At 43.7% G+C, this 16,455-nt stretch carries 15 protein-coding genes and 2 pseudogenes; 7 read left to right on the plus strand and 10 right to left on the minus strand.

The annotated features are described in order from the left end of the window. Positions 1-127: 127 nt before the first annotated feature. The 3 genes and pseudogenes from HXY43_RS13810 to HXY43_RS13820 form a co-directional block, all read right to left on the minus strand. A pseudogene (locus HXY43_RS13810) lies at positions 128-562 on the minus strand (low temperature requirement protein A); the annotation flags it as partial. A gap of 6 nt (positions 563-568) precedes the next feature. Further along, positions 569-3,187 carry a sigma 54-interacting transcriptional regulator gene (locus HXY43_RS13815; RefSeq protein WP_290883738.1) on the minus strand — a complete coding sequence of 873 codons (2,619 nt, stop codon included), beginning with the start codon at positions 3,185-3,187 and terminating at the stop codon, positions 569-571. A 388-nt stretch (positions 3,188-3,575) separates the two neighbouring features. Further along, positions 3,576-3,827, minus strand: coding sequence for a hypothetical protein (locus tag HXY43_RS13820; protein ID WP_290883740.1), 252 nt, complete (start codon positions 3,825-3,827; stop codon positions 3,576-3,578). Between the two features lie 787 nt (positions 3,828-4,614). Between HXY43_RS13820 and efp the strand changes: the two genes are divergently transcribed. The 3 genes from efp (at position 4,615) to HXY43_RS13835 (ending at position 6,299) form a co-directional block, all read left to right on the plus strand. Then, complete coding sequence (efp, locus tag HXY43_RS13825; RefSeq protein ID WP_026732123.1) at positions 4,615-5,172, plus strand: elongation factor P; 558 nt, start codon at positions 4,615-4,617, stop codon at positions 5,170-5,172. 155 nt (positions 5,173-5,327) lie between these two features. After that, the gene (gene accB, locus HXY43_RS13830; RefSeq protein ID WP_290883743.1) at positions 5,328-5,882 is read left to right on the plus strand and encodes an acetyl-CoA carboxylase biotin carboxyl carrier protein; all 555 of its coding nucleotides are present in this window, start codon (positions 5,328-5,330) and stop codon (positions 5,880-5,882) included. Positions 5,883-5,951: 69 nt separating this feature from the next. Continuing rightward, positions 5,952-6,299, plus strand: a complete 348-nt coding sequence (locus HXY43_RS13835; protein WP_026732125.1) for a metalloregulator ArsR/SmtB family transcription factor — start codon at positions 5,952-5,954, stop codon at positions 6,297-6,299. Between the two features lie 57 nt (positions 6,300-6,356). Here the strand turns inward: HXY43_RS13835 and HXY43_RS13840 are convergent, their stop codons facing one another. From HXY43_RS13840 to HXY43_RS13850, 3 genes are all read right to left on the minus strand, one after another. After that, on the minus strand, positions 6,357-6,953 hold the full coding sequence (locus HXY43_RS13840) for a GerMN domain-containing protein (RefSeq protein ID WP_290883745.1): 597 nt from the start codon (positions 6,951-6,953) through the stop codon (positions 6,357-6,359). Positions 6,954-7,025: 72 nt separating this feature from the next. Further along, positions 7,026-7,829: a DUF2993 domain-containing protein gene (locus HXY43_RS13845; protein ID WP_290883747.1), complete on the minus strand. Its 804-nt coding sequence runs from the start codon at positions 7,827-7,829 to the stop codon at positions 7,026-7,028. 151 nt (positions 7,830-7,980) lie between these two features. Next, positions 7,981-9,804: a proline--tRNA ligase gene (locus HXY43_RS13850; protein ID WP_290883749.1), complete on the minus strand. Its 1,824-nt coding sequence runs from the start codon at positions 9,802-9,804 to the stop codon at positions 7,981-7,983. Positions 9,805-9,886: 82 nt separating this feature from the next. On the opposite strand from HXY43_RS13850, the gene HXY43_RS13855 reads away from it, so the two are divergent. Further along, positions 9,887-11,296 (plus strand): 1-acyl-sn-glycerol-3-phosphate acyltransferase, encoded by a 1,410-nt coding sequence (locus HXY43_RS13855; protein ID WP_290883751.1) that lies wholly within the window; start codon positions 9,887-9,889, stop codon positions 11,294-11,296. A 35-nt stretch (positions 11,297-11,331) separates the two neighbouring features. Here HXY43_RS13855 and HXY43_RS13860 read toward each other — a convergent pair whose 3' ends face one another. Then, complete coding sequence (locus HXY43_RS13860; protein WP_290883753.1) at positions 11,332-11,916, minus strand: Uma2 family endonuclease; 585 nt, start codon at positions 11,914-11,916, stop codon at positions 11,332-11,334. A 92-nt stretch (positions 11,917-12,008) separates the two neighbouring features. Here HXY43_RS13860 and HXY43_RS13865 point away from each other — a divergent pair, with 92 nt between their 5' ends. Beyond that, positions 12,009-12,299, plus strand: a complete 291-nt coding sequence (locus HXY43_RS13865) for a DUF6653 family protein (protein WP_290883755.1) — start codon at positions 12,009-12,011, stop codon at positions 12,297-12,299. 17 nt (positions 12,300-12,316) lie between these two features. Here HXY43_RS13865 and HXY43_RS13870 read toward each other — a convergent pair whose 3' ends face one another. Beyond that, positions 12,317-13,033 carry a DUF2993 domain-containing protein gene (locus tag HXY43_RS13870; RefSeq protein ID WP_290883757.1) on the minus strand — a complete coding sequence of 239 codons (717 nt, stop codon included), beginning with the start codon at positions 13,031-13,033 and terminating at the stop codon, positions 12,317-12,319. A gap of 161 nt (positions 13,034-13,194) precedes the next feature. Between HXY43_RS13870 and HXY43_RS13875 the strand changes: the two genes are divergently transcribed. Together HXY43_RS13875 and HXY43_RS13880 are read left to right on the plus strand one after the other, a co-directional pair. Beyond that, positions 13,195-13,950, plus strand: a complete 756-nt coding sequence (locus HXY43_RS13875) for a pseudouridine synthase (RefSeq protein ID WP_290883759.1) — start codon at positions 13,195-13,197, stop codon at positions 13,948-13,950. 34 nt (positions 13,951-13,984) lie between these two features. Further along, positions 13,985-14,776 carry a RodZ domain-containing protein gene (locus HXY43_RS13880; protein ID WP_290883761.1) on the plus strand — a complete coding sequence of 264 codons (792 nt, stop codon included), beginning with the start codon at positions 13,985-13,987 and terminating at the stop codon, positions 14,774-14,776. Between the two features lie 130 nt (positions 14,777-14,906). On the opposite strand, the gene psbC is transcribed toward HXY43_RS13880, so the two are convergent. Then, positions 14,907-16,295, minus strand: coding sequence for a photosystem II reaction center protein CP43 (gene psbC, locus HXY43_RS13885; RefSeq protein WP_290883764.1), 1,389 nt, complete (start codon positions 16,293-16,295; stop codon positions 14,907-14,909). Further along, positions 16,279-16,455, minus strand: a pseudogene (locus HXY43_RS13890) (photosystem II D2 protein (photosystem q(a) protein)); the annotation flags it as partial. The pseudogene HXY43_RS13890 and the gene psbC, both read right to left, overlap by 17 nt.

Here is a 16,455-nt window from a genome sequence, read left to right on the forward strand (position 1 = left end):
CGGCATGGGGCATCGGCACGACCTTAAACGGACGGGGAGCGACCATAAGACTACTTCGCTAGCTAGTTGCTGTGAGCCGTCAAGAATCACTGCCCTTCAAGGGCAGTGAGTATGTCAAAAAAGGTACTTAAATTTCTGGATCGACCAAGCGAGTAGTGGGACGACTCTGATATAAATCTTGTACAACCTGTATAACGCAGGTAACGGCGACAAAACCAATGACTGCAACAGGTAACAAATCTTTGCCGAATATAGCGATCGCAATTACAGCTACTGTCGTCCCAACCCGATACTTAGAACGAATTTTGCAATAGCGGATAACGCCAAGCCGATGGAGAATACCTAAAGCTAGGTAGCATAAAGCTATAGAACCACAGAGCAGCCATCGCCCAGCATCTGATAATGCTACTGTTTGCTCGCTCAATAATACTTCTTCTACACCAACTCCAGCACCAGCAATACTGATTACTAAAGGTAAATGGGTGTAAAGCCAAGTGGCGACAGTACTGACTTTTCCTTCTGCCCGCGCTTTTTGAATAGGTGTACCACCGAGGTTGTCAAATAGTTATTAGCCAGACACAATAATCTGCCACATACTTGCTCCTAATCCTATAGCTGCAAGGTGTTGCCACAGCAGTATCCTTAGTGGTTGCCGAGCAATTTTTTGCGTTAGTACTATCGATAACAAAACTGAAAAAATTAACGTTGTTCCCTGTAAAAAAGCAATCACAGCTGGATGAGCCACCAATACAGGTAATTGTTCGCCATTCAAACCAAAGGTAGCAAAAAATACTGGTAAAATCCGTCCTCCTTCTCCCAAACCCAAGCGCAGATAATGAGCTAAGTTACTTCCCAGTACCAAAGGTAAGTACCCATAGGCAAGCTCTACAAAAGGTCGCGGCTTGATGCGATTTGGGATTTTAACCGCAGAGGACGCAGAGGAATTCTTTGTGTCCTTTGCGTCCTTTGTGGTTCGTAACTTTCTGATATAGCCATCGAATCGGCAAAAAATTTGTATTAACCCGTATGCAATGAACGTAACAGCCACTGGAACCAGCAAAGCTAGCAGTGATAATCCCAAATGAGGTACAAACTGGGTTAAATCTATTTGCAATCCCAGCCAAGTTTGCAACTCCGCCAAGCGATGCAAATATACTCCACCCAACAGTAAAAATAACAGGGCAATTTCATAACTGTGGGGTACGTGAGTTGTCCATAGTTCTACACCAGGAGGACGTAAATTAAACTCGACAGAACGATGAGGACAGGCTTTCAAACAAGTCATACAGAGTACGCAGTCTCTGTTGTCTTCCAACTGTGCGGGGTGAGAATACAACGGACATCCGTTAGTTTCCATCCCTTCGCCTTTTTGCGGCCCGCCTTTGTAGCACTGATAGGTGGTGCAAGTCGCAGAACAAATACCCTGTTGCGCCCGGAGTTCCGTCATTGAGAGTTTGGCAAATAAACCATTCATTCCACCAATGGGACACAGATACCGACACCAAAACCGCCGCTCAAAAATGGCAGAAAAAATCATTGCCCCAGCGGTAATTAGCAACAACAAACAAGCAGAAAGATAAGCTGTATTTTCTAAATGCCAAAGTTCTTCCCACAGGAAAATTAGGGTAAATAACCCAAACAAAAACCATCCGCCCCATTTTTCCGCTTCTTCTCGGGGCCAGCGCTTTAGTTTTCTGGGAAACAACCATGTTGATAACTTTTGCGTGATTTCCCCGTAAATCATAAAAGGACAAACAGCACACCAGATCCGACCGAGAAAGGGGAACAGGAAAAGAAATACAGGCCACCACCAAGCCCAAAACATATTTAAAGCAAAATTGCGATCGCGTGTTTGCGGCCCGATAAATAACACCGCCACAATCAAAGCAAAACCAGCAACAGTAAAACCATAATTAATGCGATCGGGCCACCACGGACTGCGAAGAAACTTCCGCAAACGAGGATAGGCGTTCAAAAGATTCACCCGAAATCGCTTTTTCTTAGTTTCCGCCGACCAGAAAATTTCTTCTGTTAACTCCTTCGCCTCTCCCGCTTGCACAATTGCCCGTTCCACCAAATTTTGCAACTCTTTCAAATTGCCGGGGAAATCATAGGACTGCAAGCGGCGTAAAGCTTCTGGAGTTATTCGCGGTTTGGCAATACCTCTAGAGCGAGTGTAGAGACTGATGTAATATTCGACCTGGGCTTGAATGTCAGCTTTCCGCACCCGTAGCGGTGGTACTTTGATGATCCGACCAACACAGCGTTCAATTTGCGGCTGAGCTTTTTCCGCAACTATCATAATGCGAGCGCGACTGGTGCGGGGTTCAGCGGGTGTTTCTCCAGAACGAGTGACAGGAATATACGTATTGTCTTGTAGTAATTTTTTTACTTGCGGCAACAACTCTGGTGGGATTTCTTGGATATTGTTGAGAACGAGAGTACCTTCCCCCAACCATTCCAAAAGTCCGGGTTTGCCGCCAGCACGCCCAAACAATTCTGCACCACTCGTTTGGAGAATACCGCAGTTAATTTTGATAATCGGTTCGCGTCGCTGTTTGGAACCAAAATGAATCAGAGCAGCAATATTGTCTTTTCCTAACCCTGGTTCGCCAAAAATCAATACTGACTTGCGATCGCTAGCAGCTTCCCGAATTTGTTCGCGCAGACGCGCCGCGTAGCGACTTGTCCCTACAATTCCCCGTGCTGCCTTGGTAACTAAATACGGCCGTAATGCCAAAGAGCGTTCTTGCTCGTAGTTGAAAGCAGATGTTAGCTGTGCCAATTCTTGAGCCAGCATCCGGGACACAACCTGAGCAATTTCGGGATATTTGTCAATTACTTCTCGAAATTTTGCGGTAGGTACAATCCACAACCGACATTCCGTGACAGTCGTAATTGTACGCTGAGCTAATTCCGCTAACAGTATTTCTTGTAAGTGAATGACTGCTCCTGGGAGAAAACCAACAGCTAAACTTGGGTTATTTTTATTGCTGCACTCACTTTCGAGCTTACCTTCCAGGAGAATATAAAGCGCTTCTGGAGGAGTACCTTCACTAGCGAGAGTGTGGTTTGCTGGCAAAACTTTTTCTTCGAGAACTTGGGCGATCGCACTAAAGGGTTCAGGTGAGAGAATTCCTAAAGCCGTGCGTTCTTGTAGCCATATCACTGCTTCTTGTGATGTCATAGTGGCTTCTCCCATTTAGAGGAAGTCTGAGAAGTATCAGATATTTGCTTTGATCCCCCCTAGCCCCCCTTAAAAAGGGGGAACAATTTTAATTGAAAGTCTCCCTTTTTAAGGGGGATTTAGGGGGATCTCCAACCGCCTGATTTGTTACCAGGAACTTTTCAGACATCTTCTCAGCACTGCTGTATTACAAGCATTATCTCTTTGACCTGACACCTTGTAACATGTTCGATTGTCCAAAAAATCAGCTTTAAGCTTGGATGTTGGAGTGTAAAGCTAGAAGTTTCTTGTTTTGAGTGAGAAGTTTCTTGTTTTGAGTAAGAAGTTTCTTGATTATTTTTTCACAAGGCACAAAGACACCAGGTTTCGTAGGGGGTATTAGGCTACGCTAACCCACCCTACGAATTTGTTGTTTACTTTTCCCAATCATCAAAAAAGCAACGATCGCGCTTGCCAATGCCAACCCCACAGCAATAAACACGATCAAGCGAAAGCTATCAACAAATGCCAAGGCGATCGCACTTTTTAACTTTGTACTCACTTCAACACCAACACCCGCAGGAACTTCTGCACCTGCTAGCTTGATACGTTGGTTATCTAGCAGTTTTTGCACTTCGGGTGATATTCCCAAAGCCGTCATCCGGTTATTAAGACTGCGATTGAAAGTATAGAAGACAAAAATATTGAAAAGTGCGATCGCTTATTCCCTGAACTGCCCTAGCAATAATTAGCCATCTTAAGCTAGGAAAAACGCTATTCCCAAATTTGACTGGAACTTTTTGTTTACATATATTAGCCAAATTGTCAATACTATAGTTGCTATCGATGGTATAGTTGCAAAAAGCAGAGAAAAATACTTGCAGTCACAATATACAAATGTTTTTTATTATTTATGAGTTTTGAAGATCTTCCTAATCTTTGGGTACCATTGGCACTTTTAGGTTTAATTATCATGGCTGCTGTGTTTTTCAGTCGCAGCAGTTAAAGATACAGTTAAGCTGCTATTTATTGCGTCATTTGATGCGTACGAGCAGTCATTATTAGGCTTTGTCTTTCTTATAGTCCTTATTATCAACCAAAAAGCTAATGAAGTTTGTTCTTAATAAATTAAGAGAAAATTCCTACTCCCTTTGCTTTCTGCCAACTGATACCGAGTTGCAATCAAAGATAGTAAGTCTCGAATGTGGGGAATAGGGAATAGGGGATTGGGGATCGGGAATTGGTGAGAATTATGAATGGTGAATGCTGAAAATTTCATAATTCATAATTCATAATTCATAATTTTTATGCCCTTTGCTCTTTGCCCGATCCCCCTTTCCCCTTTCCCCTTGCCCCCATGCCTCCTGCCTTCTTTCTTGACAAATGACTAATTTCTCCTTTTGAGGGGTACAATAAATGCCGATTGTCTTCCAAATTTTGAAAGCTTCATGATCTCCAGTAACGACTTTCGACCTGGTGTCTCAATTGTTTTAGATGGATCTGTGTGGCGCGTAGTGGAATTCCTCCATGTGAAGCCGGGAAAAGGCTCAGCGTTTGTGCGGACAAAATTGAAAAATGTCCAGACTGGCAACACAGTAGAAAGAACATTCCGGGCGGGGGAAACTGTACCGCAAGCTACTCTAGAAAAAAGCACCATGCAACATACCTATAAAGACGGTGAGGAATACGTCTTTATGGATATGGAAACCTACGAAGAAGGCAGATTAAGTGCAGCTCAAATTGGCGATCGCGTCAAATACCTTAAAGAAGGTATGGAAGCCAACGTCGTTCGCTGGGGCGACCAAGTGCTAGAAGTGGAACTGCCCAACTCTGTTGTCTTAGAAGTGGTGCAAACAGATCCTGGTGTCAAAGGTGACACTGCTACGGGTGGTAGTAAACCTGCAACGCTAGAAACTGGCGCAGTTGTCATGGTTCCTCTGTTTATTACCCAAGGGGAACGTATCCGCATTGACACCCGTAATGATACATATCTTGGCAGGGAGTAAGTTTTAACTCAGCAAAGATGGAAATCTTGATTTCCATTCCAACCGGGGATTTCCATCCCTGCCCCACTTAAATATTTAAATTTACCGGAACTTTGCCGAAACTTTACCAATAGGTGTATCTAATATCCGTTCTCAATTATGAGGTAATCAAAGCTGTGCCGTTGGATTTTAATGAAATTCGCCAGTTGTTGACAACAATTGCACAAACAGACATTACAGAAGTAACGCTTAAAAGCGACGATTTTGAAATCACAGTACGTAAAGCTGTTAGCACCACTCCAGGAATATTACCAACAACCGGAGAAACATCCGGTGCGGCCGTTGGTTCAGGATTGACATCATTTCCACCAATAGCGCCGCCAGTAGTATCTACTCCCAGACATGAAGTCACTGTCGATCGCCCTGTAGAAGTCCCGATCGCCGCAGGGGTACACTCAAGCGTGACTTCCTCACCGCTTGAGCACAAAAAATTTATAGAAGTAACCTCCCCAATGGTGGGAACCTTTTATCGCGCCCCAGCCCCGAGTGAACCGTCTTTTGTGGAAGTGGGCGATCGCATCCGTAGTGGTCAAACAGTGTGTATCATTGAAGCCATGAAGCTGATGAATGAAATCGAAGCCGAAGTATCAGGGCAGGTGATGGAAATTCTCGTTCAAAATGGCGAACCTGTAGAATATGGTCAACCTTTGATGCGAATTAATCCAGATTAAGTATTAATCTATATAACTAATGTCTAAATTTTTAAAATTTCTCAGTTCAGTTCTTCCGGGACAATCCTGATGAAACAAACGTTGCCTGTACCGCCAGAAGTTGTGCAACAAGTAGCTGAATACTTCAGCCTGTTGAGTGAACCGATGCGCCTGCGGTTGTTGCATTTATTGCGGGATGAAGAAAAATGCGTGCAAGAATTGGTAGAGGCAACCCAGACGTCTCAAGCAAATGTGTCCAAGCACTTAAAAGTAATGTGGCAAGCGGGAATTCTCAGTCGCCGCAGCGAAGGGACTTGCGCCTACTACCGGGTGGAAGATGACATGATTTTTGAATTATGTAACCGAGTTTGCGATCGCCTTGCCAGTAGATTAGAACAACAAGCCCGCAATTTTCGTGTGTTGAATGGTAAATCGTGAATCACAGTCATTAGTCCTTTGTCATTTGTTCTTCAACTAATGACTAATGGCTAATGACTAAGGTTGAAAATTTTCATTAAAGCTTTTACGTGTGAGTGGCTGTTCCAATTCCAAACCTTCGCCACCCAAAACTTCTAAGGGTTTCCCATCTACATTAATATACACCTGGGCATTGGGATTTAAACTCGTGGCAGTATAGACAACCTGGCCTAGACGTCCTTGCATTGAAGCGCTTCCTCCGCCACTGGTAAATTCTCCAGATAAATTAACACGCACACTATTATCTTGAGCTTCTATACCTAGTAATTTTGTTCCTTGTGGAATTGTGCTGGAACCACTTCCTTCTGTTGGCCCTTCTAACAAGCGTTGGAATGCTGCTGCTAAAAATTGGTTGGGCTGATTACGTTGTGCTTGAACTTGAACTGATTGGGGAACCAGCTTAAAACTTGTGCCAGTATCTTGCAGCCAATAGATTTCAGCCGTTTGTTCATTCCCTACTTGTGGGTTACTAGGCTGAACACGGTTTGGTTGCACTGAGTTCTGGGTGGAATTCCAAGTTAACCAACCCACCCCACCTCCTATCACCAAAACTGCTGCTGAGATAGCTGCAATTACACCCGAAGAAACCCGTTTAGATCCTTGTTGCTGACTCATATCAATAAACCTTCCTTAAGCCTGAAATAATAATAATATTTGTGCGAAAACAGGTCTGTCTAACGACGCTACCTAAGAACGACGAGTTTCTAAAAATTTAGAAGATGGCTCTAGTCTTAAAAATGCCGCAATTTCTAATTTCCCTGGTTTCATCTCCAATTTTAGAATTCGCATCTGTAATCCGTCACCTTCCAAATTACGTAGATCCAATTGCTGATTTATATCACTAAGTACAAAATTGATAAAATCAGGTGGAAACTCTACTCCATCTATTGACACTACTGGGTCAATTAGTTGAACTTGTCTACCACCAACTATACCCAATCCAGCATTAACTTGGACTAACAGAGGTTTTTCCTGTTCTTGATTGTGTAATTCTACTTGGAAAAAAAAACGATTATTGGCTAAAAATTCTACTTTAGGGTTGACTAAATTAGCAGGAATAGAAGATTGAGATTTGGAAGAACCCCCTTGATTAAACTTTCCCAAACGATTGATAAATTCCGGTGACTGTAAAAGTTTGTTGATATCTTGCTCGGTTAAAACTAAACGCACTCCAGCCTGTAACGGTTGTTTTAATTTAGGTAATTTTTGCCTAATACTACTTGGGTCAAATTCAATTTCATCGGTTTCCAATTCTAAAACTGCAATGCGGAGATCTTGTTGTTTTAATTGCAAAGAACGTCCTGCTATTTGTACTTTTTCTACCTTACCTTGCAGCAATTGATGGCTAGGAACATTGTCAACTCGCACTTGTAGTTGTTCTACTCCAGCAAACTGTGAGCGGATGGCATTTTCAGCAGTCCGATCGATTACTAGTCCGACAGGGACGACTAAACCCAGCAAGCCAGATATGAGGATTGTTAGAAATTCCATTTTAAGTAGAAATTAGAAGGAAGAAGGCAGGAGGCAAGGGGTAAAGGGCAAGGGGCAAGGGGCATAAAAATTATGAATCATGAATTATGAATTATGAAATTTTCAGCCCAATCGCATTCATTATTTTCACCTATGCCCAATGCCCAATCCCCTATTTCCCATTCCCTGTTGCTTGAGAGATCCACCCTTTAAGAGTAGATACAACTTCAGTAATCGGAATTTCTTGAGAATTATGGCTTTGCCGTTCAACTACTTCGACTTTGCCATTAGCGATCGCTCGTCCGGTGACAATTCTGTAGGGTATGCCGATCAAATCTGCATCTTTGAATTTTACTCCTGCCCGTTCGTTGCGGTCATCAAGTAGGGTTTCAATTCCGGCTTGGTTGAGTTCTGTATAAAGTTTTTCAGCGATTTCCACTTGTTGAGCGTCGTTAATGTTAGGAATTGTCACAATAGCGTGATAGGGTGCGATCGCCACAGGCCAAATAATCCCATCTTGATCGTAGGATTGCTCTACCGCTGCTTGTGCCAGTCGCGAAACCCCCACACCATAACAACCCATGATTAAAGGTTTTTCTTCACCTTGTTCGTTGGTGTAAGTTGCCCCCATCGCTTGGGAATACTTCGTACCTAACTGGAAGATATGACCTACTTCAATTCCACGAGCACTTTTTAAAGTTTGTTCTGGGTTGTGAATGGCGCGATCGCCTGGTCTCGCTTTGCGTATATCCACTGTTAACTCTGGTAAGCTAAATTGCTCCTCCCAATTGGCACCAACTACGTGATAGCCAGATTCATTCGCACCCGTCACAAAGTTTTTTAAATCAACTGCGGTTTTATCTACCAAGCGCAAAAACTTCGGATGGAATTGGTTTTCTTCCTGCTGGCGTTGAATGTAATCATCTGCAATATCAGGCGCAATGTAACCCAAAGGTAAAGATTTAGCTGTCCATTTTTTCTGTGCATCTGCATCTGGCACTGCTAACTTGAGAATCGTCTTCGCACCATATTGTGAAGCTAGTTTTGTCAATTCATTTTGCAACTTGACTTCGTTAACTTCCTGATCGCCTCGAATACTTACCAGTACCAGTACTGTTATGCCGTTATCATAAACTGCCTCGTAGAGGACGTTTTTCACAACTTGGGTGGGGGAACATTTCAAGAAATCACATAGTTTTTCAATTGTCTCGGTTCCCGGAGTCTCTCGTTTTTCATAGGTTGTAAACGAGGAAGGTTCGGCATCAGCGGGTAAAGATACAGCTTTTTCCACATTGGCGGCGTATTGTCCATCTTCGGTGTAGAGAACTTCATCTTCACCAGCTTCCGCCAGTACCATAAATTCTGTCGAACCAGAGCCGCCGATTGCACCAGAATCAGCTTCGACAGCACGAAAAGCCAAACCAGAGCGCCGCAGCATATTGCTGTAGGCTTGGTACATATCCTGATAAGTTTTTTTCAGGCTTTCTTCATCCGCATTGAAAGAGTAGCCATCCTTCATAATGAATTCTCGTCCGCGCATCAAACCAAAGCGGGGACGAATTTCATCGCGGAACTTGGTTTGAATTTGGTAGAGGTGCAACGGCAGTTGACGGTAGGAGCGAATCATATCACGAGCGATCGTGGTGATGACTTCCTCGTGAGTCGGGCCCAATGCTAATTCTTGTTCGCGGCGATCGATGAGGGCAAACATTATACCCTCAGCTTTTGTATAAGTATCCCATCTGCCAGATTCGCGCCATAAATCCGCTGGCTGTAATTGAGGTAAGAGACATTCTTGGGCACCAGTGGCGTTCATTTCTTCCCGGACAATCTGGGAGACTTTTTGCAATACCCGCCACATCAGCGGGAGATAAGCGTATATACCGCTACCGATGCGACGAATATAACCTGCACGGAGTAATAATTTATGGCTGGGAATTTCGGCATCGGCCGGATCGTCCCGAAGTGTGACAAATAACATTTGTGACAGTCGCATCGTTCGTCCCTTTTTCAGTGTTGCTAATCTCTAACTTAGTTAAAGTCTAAATATTCACTCGCCACTTCTGGAGAAAATTACCTTGCCTGATTTACTGAATCAAGCACAACCACCCCTGGAGTTTATCTCACCAAAGTTTAACCCCTTGGTTTTACAAGTCATTCAGCTAGGGCTACCCAGCTGGTTACATTGGAAAGCAGCGATTAGCCAAATTGAAGCAGACAACGTAGATATTTTGGTAGATCTCTATCGTCAGTTTCAAGAGGGAAAAATTCGTTTTTTGATCGCATTTCGCCATCCTCAAGCTACAGATCCGCTTTGCTTGGGCTACTTGTTTTCTCAACTCGTGCCAAGAGTAGCACGGCAGCAGGGAGTATCGCTACAGCGTCCAATTCATGCCCATTTTATCTACGATCGCGGCATTCCTTTGTGGGCTGGTGCTTACGTTGGCTGGATCGCTTCTAATTTGGGTGCTACACCAATCCAAAGGGGTAAGGCAGACTGGACGGGTTTGCGATCGGCGCGTGATTTGTTTGCCAATGGACGCTTCCCGATGGCCGCAGCACCAGAAGGTGTCACTAACGGACTTTCGGAGATTGTTAACCCACTCGAACCTGGGATCGCCCAATTTGGCTTTTGGTGCGCTGAAGACTTGCACAAAGCTGGACGAGATGAACAGGTTTTAATTTTACCAATCGGAATTCAATATAGTTACGTTGAATCTCCTTGGAGTGCGATCGCTAATTTGTTAAGTGAATTAGAAGCCGATAGTGGTTTACCAGTTGTAGAGACGCGCCATGGCGCGTCTCTACAAGAGTCCTTGTATCCTCGCCTATTGCGTTTGGCAGAACGCTTGCTATCCTTAATGGAACAGTTTTATACGCGGTTTTATCATCAAAAACTGCCAGTTGTAGAGACGCGAAATTTCGCGTCTCTACAAACCGAAGATGTGAATGAGATAATAGGTGCTCGTTTACAGGTACTTTTGGATGTAGTTTTACAAGTAGCAGAGCAGTATTTTTACTTGCAACCTAAAGGAAATTTTAATGACCGCTGTCGTCGAGTAGAACAGGCTGGCTGGAATTATATTTTTAGAGAAGATTTTAAAGATATTAAAGCACTATCACTTTTAGAAAGAGCGTTAGGCGATCGCATTGCCGAAGAAGCGAATTTACGAATGTGGCACATGCGGTTAGTAGAAAGTTTAGTTGCTGTCACAGGTAGTTACGTGCGCGAAAAACCTACTGCCGAAAGGTTTGCCGAAACAACTTTGTTGATATCGGATGTGGTAACTCGGATTAAAGGTGGCAACCCATTTCAGCGTCCACTATTGGGTAAGCAACGAGCGAAAATAATTGTAGGTGAACCGATATCGGTTTCAGAACGCTACCCAGTTTATAAAGCGAGTCGTCATGGTGCTAGGCAAGCCGTTGCTGACTTGACGAAAGACTTGCAGCAGGCAATGGAAAGTTTAGTTGTGAAGGGAGGGTGAGGCTGGCGATCGCGTTCCTTTTCACTTCATCAATCCTACTGCATCTTTTGGGGAAAAACCTTAGATAAATCCAGAACTAAATCAGGAAAACAAGGTAAATTAACTGATTCATTGGGCAGAAAAATTACCTTTTTGCGATAACCAAATTTACCTTGCAAATCTTGATAAGGTTCGCTGTAATATTCTAGATAATTTGCTACTAAATTAAATATCCAGTAATCAGCAATACCTGCTTCTGCATAAAGTGGTAATTTAACCTCTTGGTCATATTTCAAAGAGAAATCAGCTATCTCAATTAAAAGTAAAATATCAGATGGACAGGGATGAGTGCTGAGATAATCATCAGCGCGATTTTGGAGAATTGCTACATCGGGTTCAGGTTCGCTATCTGTGGATATAATCACAGGATCTTGACTTTGTAAAGTAGCACGAGTACTAAGCAGTATTGATAATTCTCTTATCAACCGTCTATTCAAAGTTGAATGTGCTTTTCCTTTGGCTACCATGTAGATAATTTCTCCTTTAATTAGCTCAACTCGGTCATCTTCACTGAAGAATCCGAGTTCTGCTAAACGGTCGTATTCAGTTATAGTAAAGCGTTTGGCGGTGGTTATAGTCATAACATTTAAGGGAGTGTGGATATATTTGAATTTTAATATTTGACACCAAAAAGAGTGGTGTGGTAAGCAACCAAGACTGAGGTATACAGACGATGGATATTTTCAAAATCACCGAACGCTCTTTTGCTATGGACGATGAGGTTTGGGCACATCACGCTAATCCTTGGAGCGTCTGGACGCGTTACACCACCCTACCTCTCATTATTATCGCTATCATTGGTATGGTATTTGTAATTTGGGGTGTCGCGGTTCTGGCAATCTGGCCAACCCTATTTGGTACGGCATTGGTCTATTTGGGCAAGCTTTGGTTTTGCGATCGCATGGTTTGGCTTTACGAAGATACGAAGGACGCCGATCCACAATATCAAAGTTGGCTGTACTAGGAAAAACAAACTTTATCTTATGGGTTAACATTAATCCGCCCGTTACATACTAACTTCCCTGGGATCAGGTTGAACTGTTGGATATCAACATCTGTTCCCAAATTTAAACAGTGTGCATGATTACTTTCTATCACCATTCCCATATTATTTTTCACTTCTATTTGTGCTAATTTTAACTCATGACTGTTCAGTAAGTTTAAGTCCGCGCAAATTTCTAAGAGAGTAGAACTACTTTGGGCGGATGATGAGGCGTAAAGTTTTACCTTACTGTTGTCAAGAATTATTTTTTGCCAAATAATTGACTTGGATTTTGCGCACTGTTCTGGTAAAAGTTTATCCAGTACATCATTTAGAGCTGTTGATAGTAGAGTAGATGAAATAGAGGCATTGAGATCCTCTTCCTCCACAATTAGTTCGCCAACTACTGGTACTGTTTCTAACAGTCGCAGTGGTTTACCCTTGAGTACTGAACCAATATTAATGCGGATATTTTTTGCTACAAGTTGAATTTGCGTAAGATGGAGACCTTGATAAACAGCATGACTAGCGAAAATCGATACCAAAGGGATGCAACCAGACAAAAGCTGGCGATCGCTGGCTTTGATTTCTACTTCCAACTGAGATATTTGGCTGACTTGCGATCTCAACCATAACTTGAGTGCTTTCGTCAGCACATTTGTAATTATGCGAATTTTATTGTTAGAATTCTGGGTCTCTAAATAATTTTGTGCCATCTACCGACTCTATTTATTTATGAATATTACTTACAAATCTACAAGCATTTAAACAAGTCTTAACTGTATCATTTGCGGCTATTGACTACAAACCGCAAAGATACAATTTTACGCACCTATTAATATGTTGCAATATTTACTGAATAAGCAGTAATTTCCACATGGAGGAAAGATTACAAAAAGTTTTATCTCAATGGGGTGTAGCTTCCCGTCGCCAAGCCGAAGAAATGATTAGGCGATCGCGTGTGCGAGTCAATGGCGAGTTGGCATATTTAGGTCAAAAAGCTGATCCCCAAAGAGACACAATTACAGTAGATGATAAGCGAGTGTCAGCTGTAGAACGTCCAGACTTAGTATATCTTTTACTACACAAAGGGGTAGGTATAGTCTCCACTTGCCACGATCCCCAAGGAAGAAAAACAGTTCTGGATTTACTACCAGCCCAATTGCGTTCTGGCCAAGGTATTCATCCTGTTGGTCGTTTGGATGTAGATTCTACAGGGGCATTAATACTCACCAACGATGGGGAACTAACATACTGGCTTACCCATCCACGCCACAGTATCCCGAAGACATATCGTGTTTTGGTAGAAGGACATCCACCGGAATCTGTGCTACGCATGTGGCGTCAAGGAGTGCTTTTGGATGGAAAAAAAACACGCCCAGCACAAGTAAAAATCATCGACAAGTTTGCTTCTACCACTTGTTTAGAAATCATTTTAAAGGAGGGAAGAAATCGCCAGATTCGCCGTGTAGCCCAACAGTTGGGATACCCGGTACTAAAACTGCATCGTACCGCCATAGGTTCTATACAGCTACAAGCGCCTGGAGGAAGGTGCTTGCATGAGGGTGAATATCGTCATCTAGAAGAGAGTGAAATTCGCTTTTTACAAAAACTTAAAGCAGATTCCCATTAACGATTTCGCTGGATTTGAGGAGTGTGAATAAGATATGAATTGGCTAAAAAGGAAAAACAAGCGCGAGTCAACATATTCATTAGAACAACAGCGAGCCGAAAAGTTAGCAACAATGGGTGCACAACTTAGCTCCTCGCGTCAAGAAAAAGGTCTGTCATTAGAGGAAATGGTCGTATTGACCAGAATCCCCCGACGACTATTGCAGGCAATTGAAGGAGGTAATTTAGAAGAACTGCCAGAACCAGTCTACATTCAGGGTTTGATCCGGCAATTTGCCGACGCTTTGGGCTTTAATGGCGCTGAATTTGCGAGTAGCTTTCCCATTGGCAACAATCGAGTCATCCTCAAACCTAGTTGGAAGCACACCCGATTCGGTGAATTACGTCCAATTCATCTGTATTTACTCTATATATTTATAATTTTGTGTTCTGTTGGTGGCTTGTCTCAATTCTTGAATGCTAGCGCTTTGCAATCAGCAAACAATCATCAAAACCAGCCAAAACTAAATGAAGAGACTGCTATTCAATCCCAAAAGTTTCAAACCGTCAGTGACACTGTTAGCAGCATAAAAAACAGTCAACAGGTGCAAATTGGTTTAACCTTGACGGAGAAATCTTGGATTCAGGTAGTAGTTGATGGCAAAGTCGAGTATGAGGGCGAACTCCCAGAAGGAACTCATCGTATTTGGAAAGCTCAAGAGCAACTAACAGTAAGAACCGACAATGCTGGCGGTGTGCTGGTAAGTGTCAATCAAGAGAAAGCCAAGCAACTGGGAGAACCAGGAAAACAAAAAGAAGTAACGATCGCTGCTAATACTAGATCGTAGTTTGTCATTAGTCATTAGTCATTTGTCAAAAGCTAATGACTAATGACAAATATTGATATGAAAAAGCTCCTGCTTTTACACAGGAGCTTGTTATCTATCCGATTATCAGTGATGAAAGAAACCTTGTAACCTAGTCGAGGTCATTCATGAACAACACTGGCTCAGTTTCACGGTCAATACCTTTTTCAAAGCCAGCAGCAGCAGCACGAGCGCGTCCTGCGTGCCACAAGTGACCAACTAGGAAGAAGAATGCTAAAACGAAGTGAGAAGTTGACAACCAAGCGCGGGGGTTGACATAGTTGAAGGAGTTAGGCTCGGTGATCACACCACCCACGGAGTTGATAGAACCGTTGGGAGCGTGGGTCATGTACTCAGATGCACGACGAATTTGCCAAGGTTGAACGTCGTTCTTAATTTTGTCGAGATCCAGACCATTGGGGCCGCGCAGAGGCTCTAACCAAGGACCGCGGAAATCCCAGAAACGCATAGTCTCACCACCGAAGATGATTTCACCTGAAGGTGAGCGCATTAGGTATTTACCTAAGCCGGTAGGGCCTTGAGCAGATGCAACGTTAGCACCGAGTTTTTGGTCACGAACCAGGAAGATGAAAGACTGAGCTTGGGAAGCTTCGGCGTTGGTTGGGCCGTAAAATTCGCTGGGGTAAGCGGTGTTGTTGAACCAAACAAAGCAAGAAGCAATGAAGCCCATCAGAGACAGCGCGCCCAAGCTGTAGGAGAGGTAAGCCTCACCAGACCAGATGAAAGCGCGACGTGCCCAAGCAAAAGGCTTGGTGAGAATGTGGAAAATACCGCCAACAATACAGATTAAGCCAACCCAGATGTGACCGCCGATGATGTCTTCCATGTTATCTACACCGACGATCCAGCCGTCGCCACCGAAGGGAGATTTGAGTAGATAACCAAAGATGACTGCTGGATTCAATGTCGGGTTAGTAATGACGCGAACATCACCACCACCAGGTGCCCAGGTGTCATACACGCCACCGAAGAACATCGCCTTCAGCACCAACAAAAAGGCACCAACTCCCAATATGATCAGGTGGAAGCCGATGATGTTGGTCATCTTATTTTTGTCTCTCCAGTCATAGCCAAAGAAGGAAGAGTAATCTTCTAAGACTTCTGGACCGCGGATAGCATGATAGATTCCGCCAAAACCCAAGACGGCAGAGGAGATTAGATGCAGTACACCGACGACAAAGTAGGGATAGGTGTCTACAATTTCACCGCCAGGGCCGACTCCCCATCCGAGAGTTGCTAAGTGGGGTAGCAGGATAAAGCCTTGTTCGTATAAGGGCTTTTCGGGAACGAAGTGAGCGACCTCAAACAAGGTCATCGCTCCAGCCCAAAAGACGATCAAGCCAGCATGGGCTACGTGCGCGCCCAGCAATTTACCGGAGAGGTTGATGAGACGGGCGTTACCAGCCCACCAGGCAAACCCGGTGGAATCTTGGTCGCGTCCTGCTCCCATTACGCCAGGTCGATTAGAGAGCGTTACCACGAGGTAATACCTCCTCAGGGAATACAAATTTCTCGTGTGGCTGATCTTGAGGAGCCATCCAAGCCCGGATACCCTCGTTCAGCAAAATGTTTTTGGTATAGAAAGTTTCAAACTCTGGGTCTTCGGCTGCTCTTAATTCTTGAGAGACGAAGTCGTAAGC

The sequence above is a fragment of the Fischerella sp. genome, from assembly GCF_013388695.1.
GTDB lineage: Bacteria > Cyanobacteriota > Cyanobacteriia > Cyanobacteriales > Nostocaceae > PCC9605.

Coding starts and splice junctions, on each gene's coding strand:
- HXY43_RS13815 (WP_290883738.1), bottom strand. CDS start 3,187: ATGACATCACAAGAAGCAGTGATATGGCTACAAGAACGCACGGCTTTA.
- HXY43_RS13870 (WP_290883757.1), bottom strand. CDS start 13,033: ATGGCACAAAATTATTTAGAGACCCAGAATTCTAACAATAAAATTCGC.
- HXY43_RS13845 (WP_290883747.1), bottom strand. CDS start 7,829: ATGGAATTTCTAACAATCCTCATATCTGGCTTGCTGGGTTTAGTCGTC.
- efp (WP_026732123.1), top strand. CDS start 4,615: ATGATCTCCAGTAACGACTTTCGACCTGGTGTCTCAATTGTTTTAGAT.
- HXY43_RS13880 (WP_290883761.1), top strand. CDS start 13,985: ATGAATTGGCTAAAAAGGAAAAACAAGCGCGAGTCAACATATTCATTA.
- HXY43_RS13865 (WP_290883755.1), top strand. CDS start 12,009: ATGGATATTTTCAAAATCACCGAACGCTCTTTTGCTATGGACGATGAG.
- HXY43_RS13850 (WP_290883749.1), bottom strand. CDS start 9,804: ATGCGACTGTCACAAATGTTATTTGTCACACTTCGGGACGATCCGGCC.
- HXY43_RS13820 (WP_290883740.1), bottom strand. CDS start 3,827: ATGACGGCTTTGGGAATATCACCCGAAGTGCAAAAACTGCTAGATAAC.
- HXY43_RS13875 (WP_290883759.1), top strand. CDS start 13,195: ATGGAGGAAAGATTACAAAAAGTTTTATCTCAATGGGGTGTAGCTTCC.
- HXY43_RS13835 (WP_026732125.1), top strand. CDS start 5,952: ATGAAACAAACGTTGCCTGTACCGCCAGAAGTTGTGCAACAAGTAGCT.
- HXY43_RS13860 (WP_290883753.1), bottom strand. CDS start 11,916: ATGACTATAACCACCGCCAAACGCTTTACTATAACTGAATACGACCGT.
- HXY43_RS13840 (WP_290883745.1), bottom strand. CDS start 6,953: ATGAGTCAGCAACAAGGATCTAAACGGGTTTCTTCGGGTGTAATTGCA.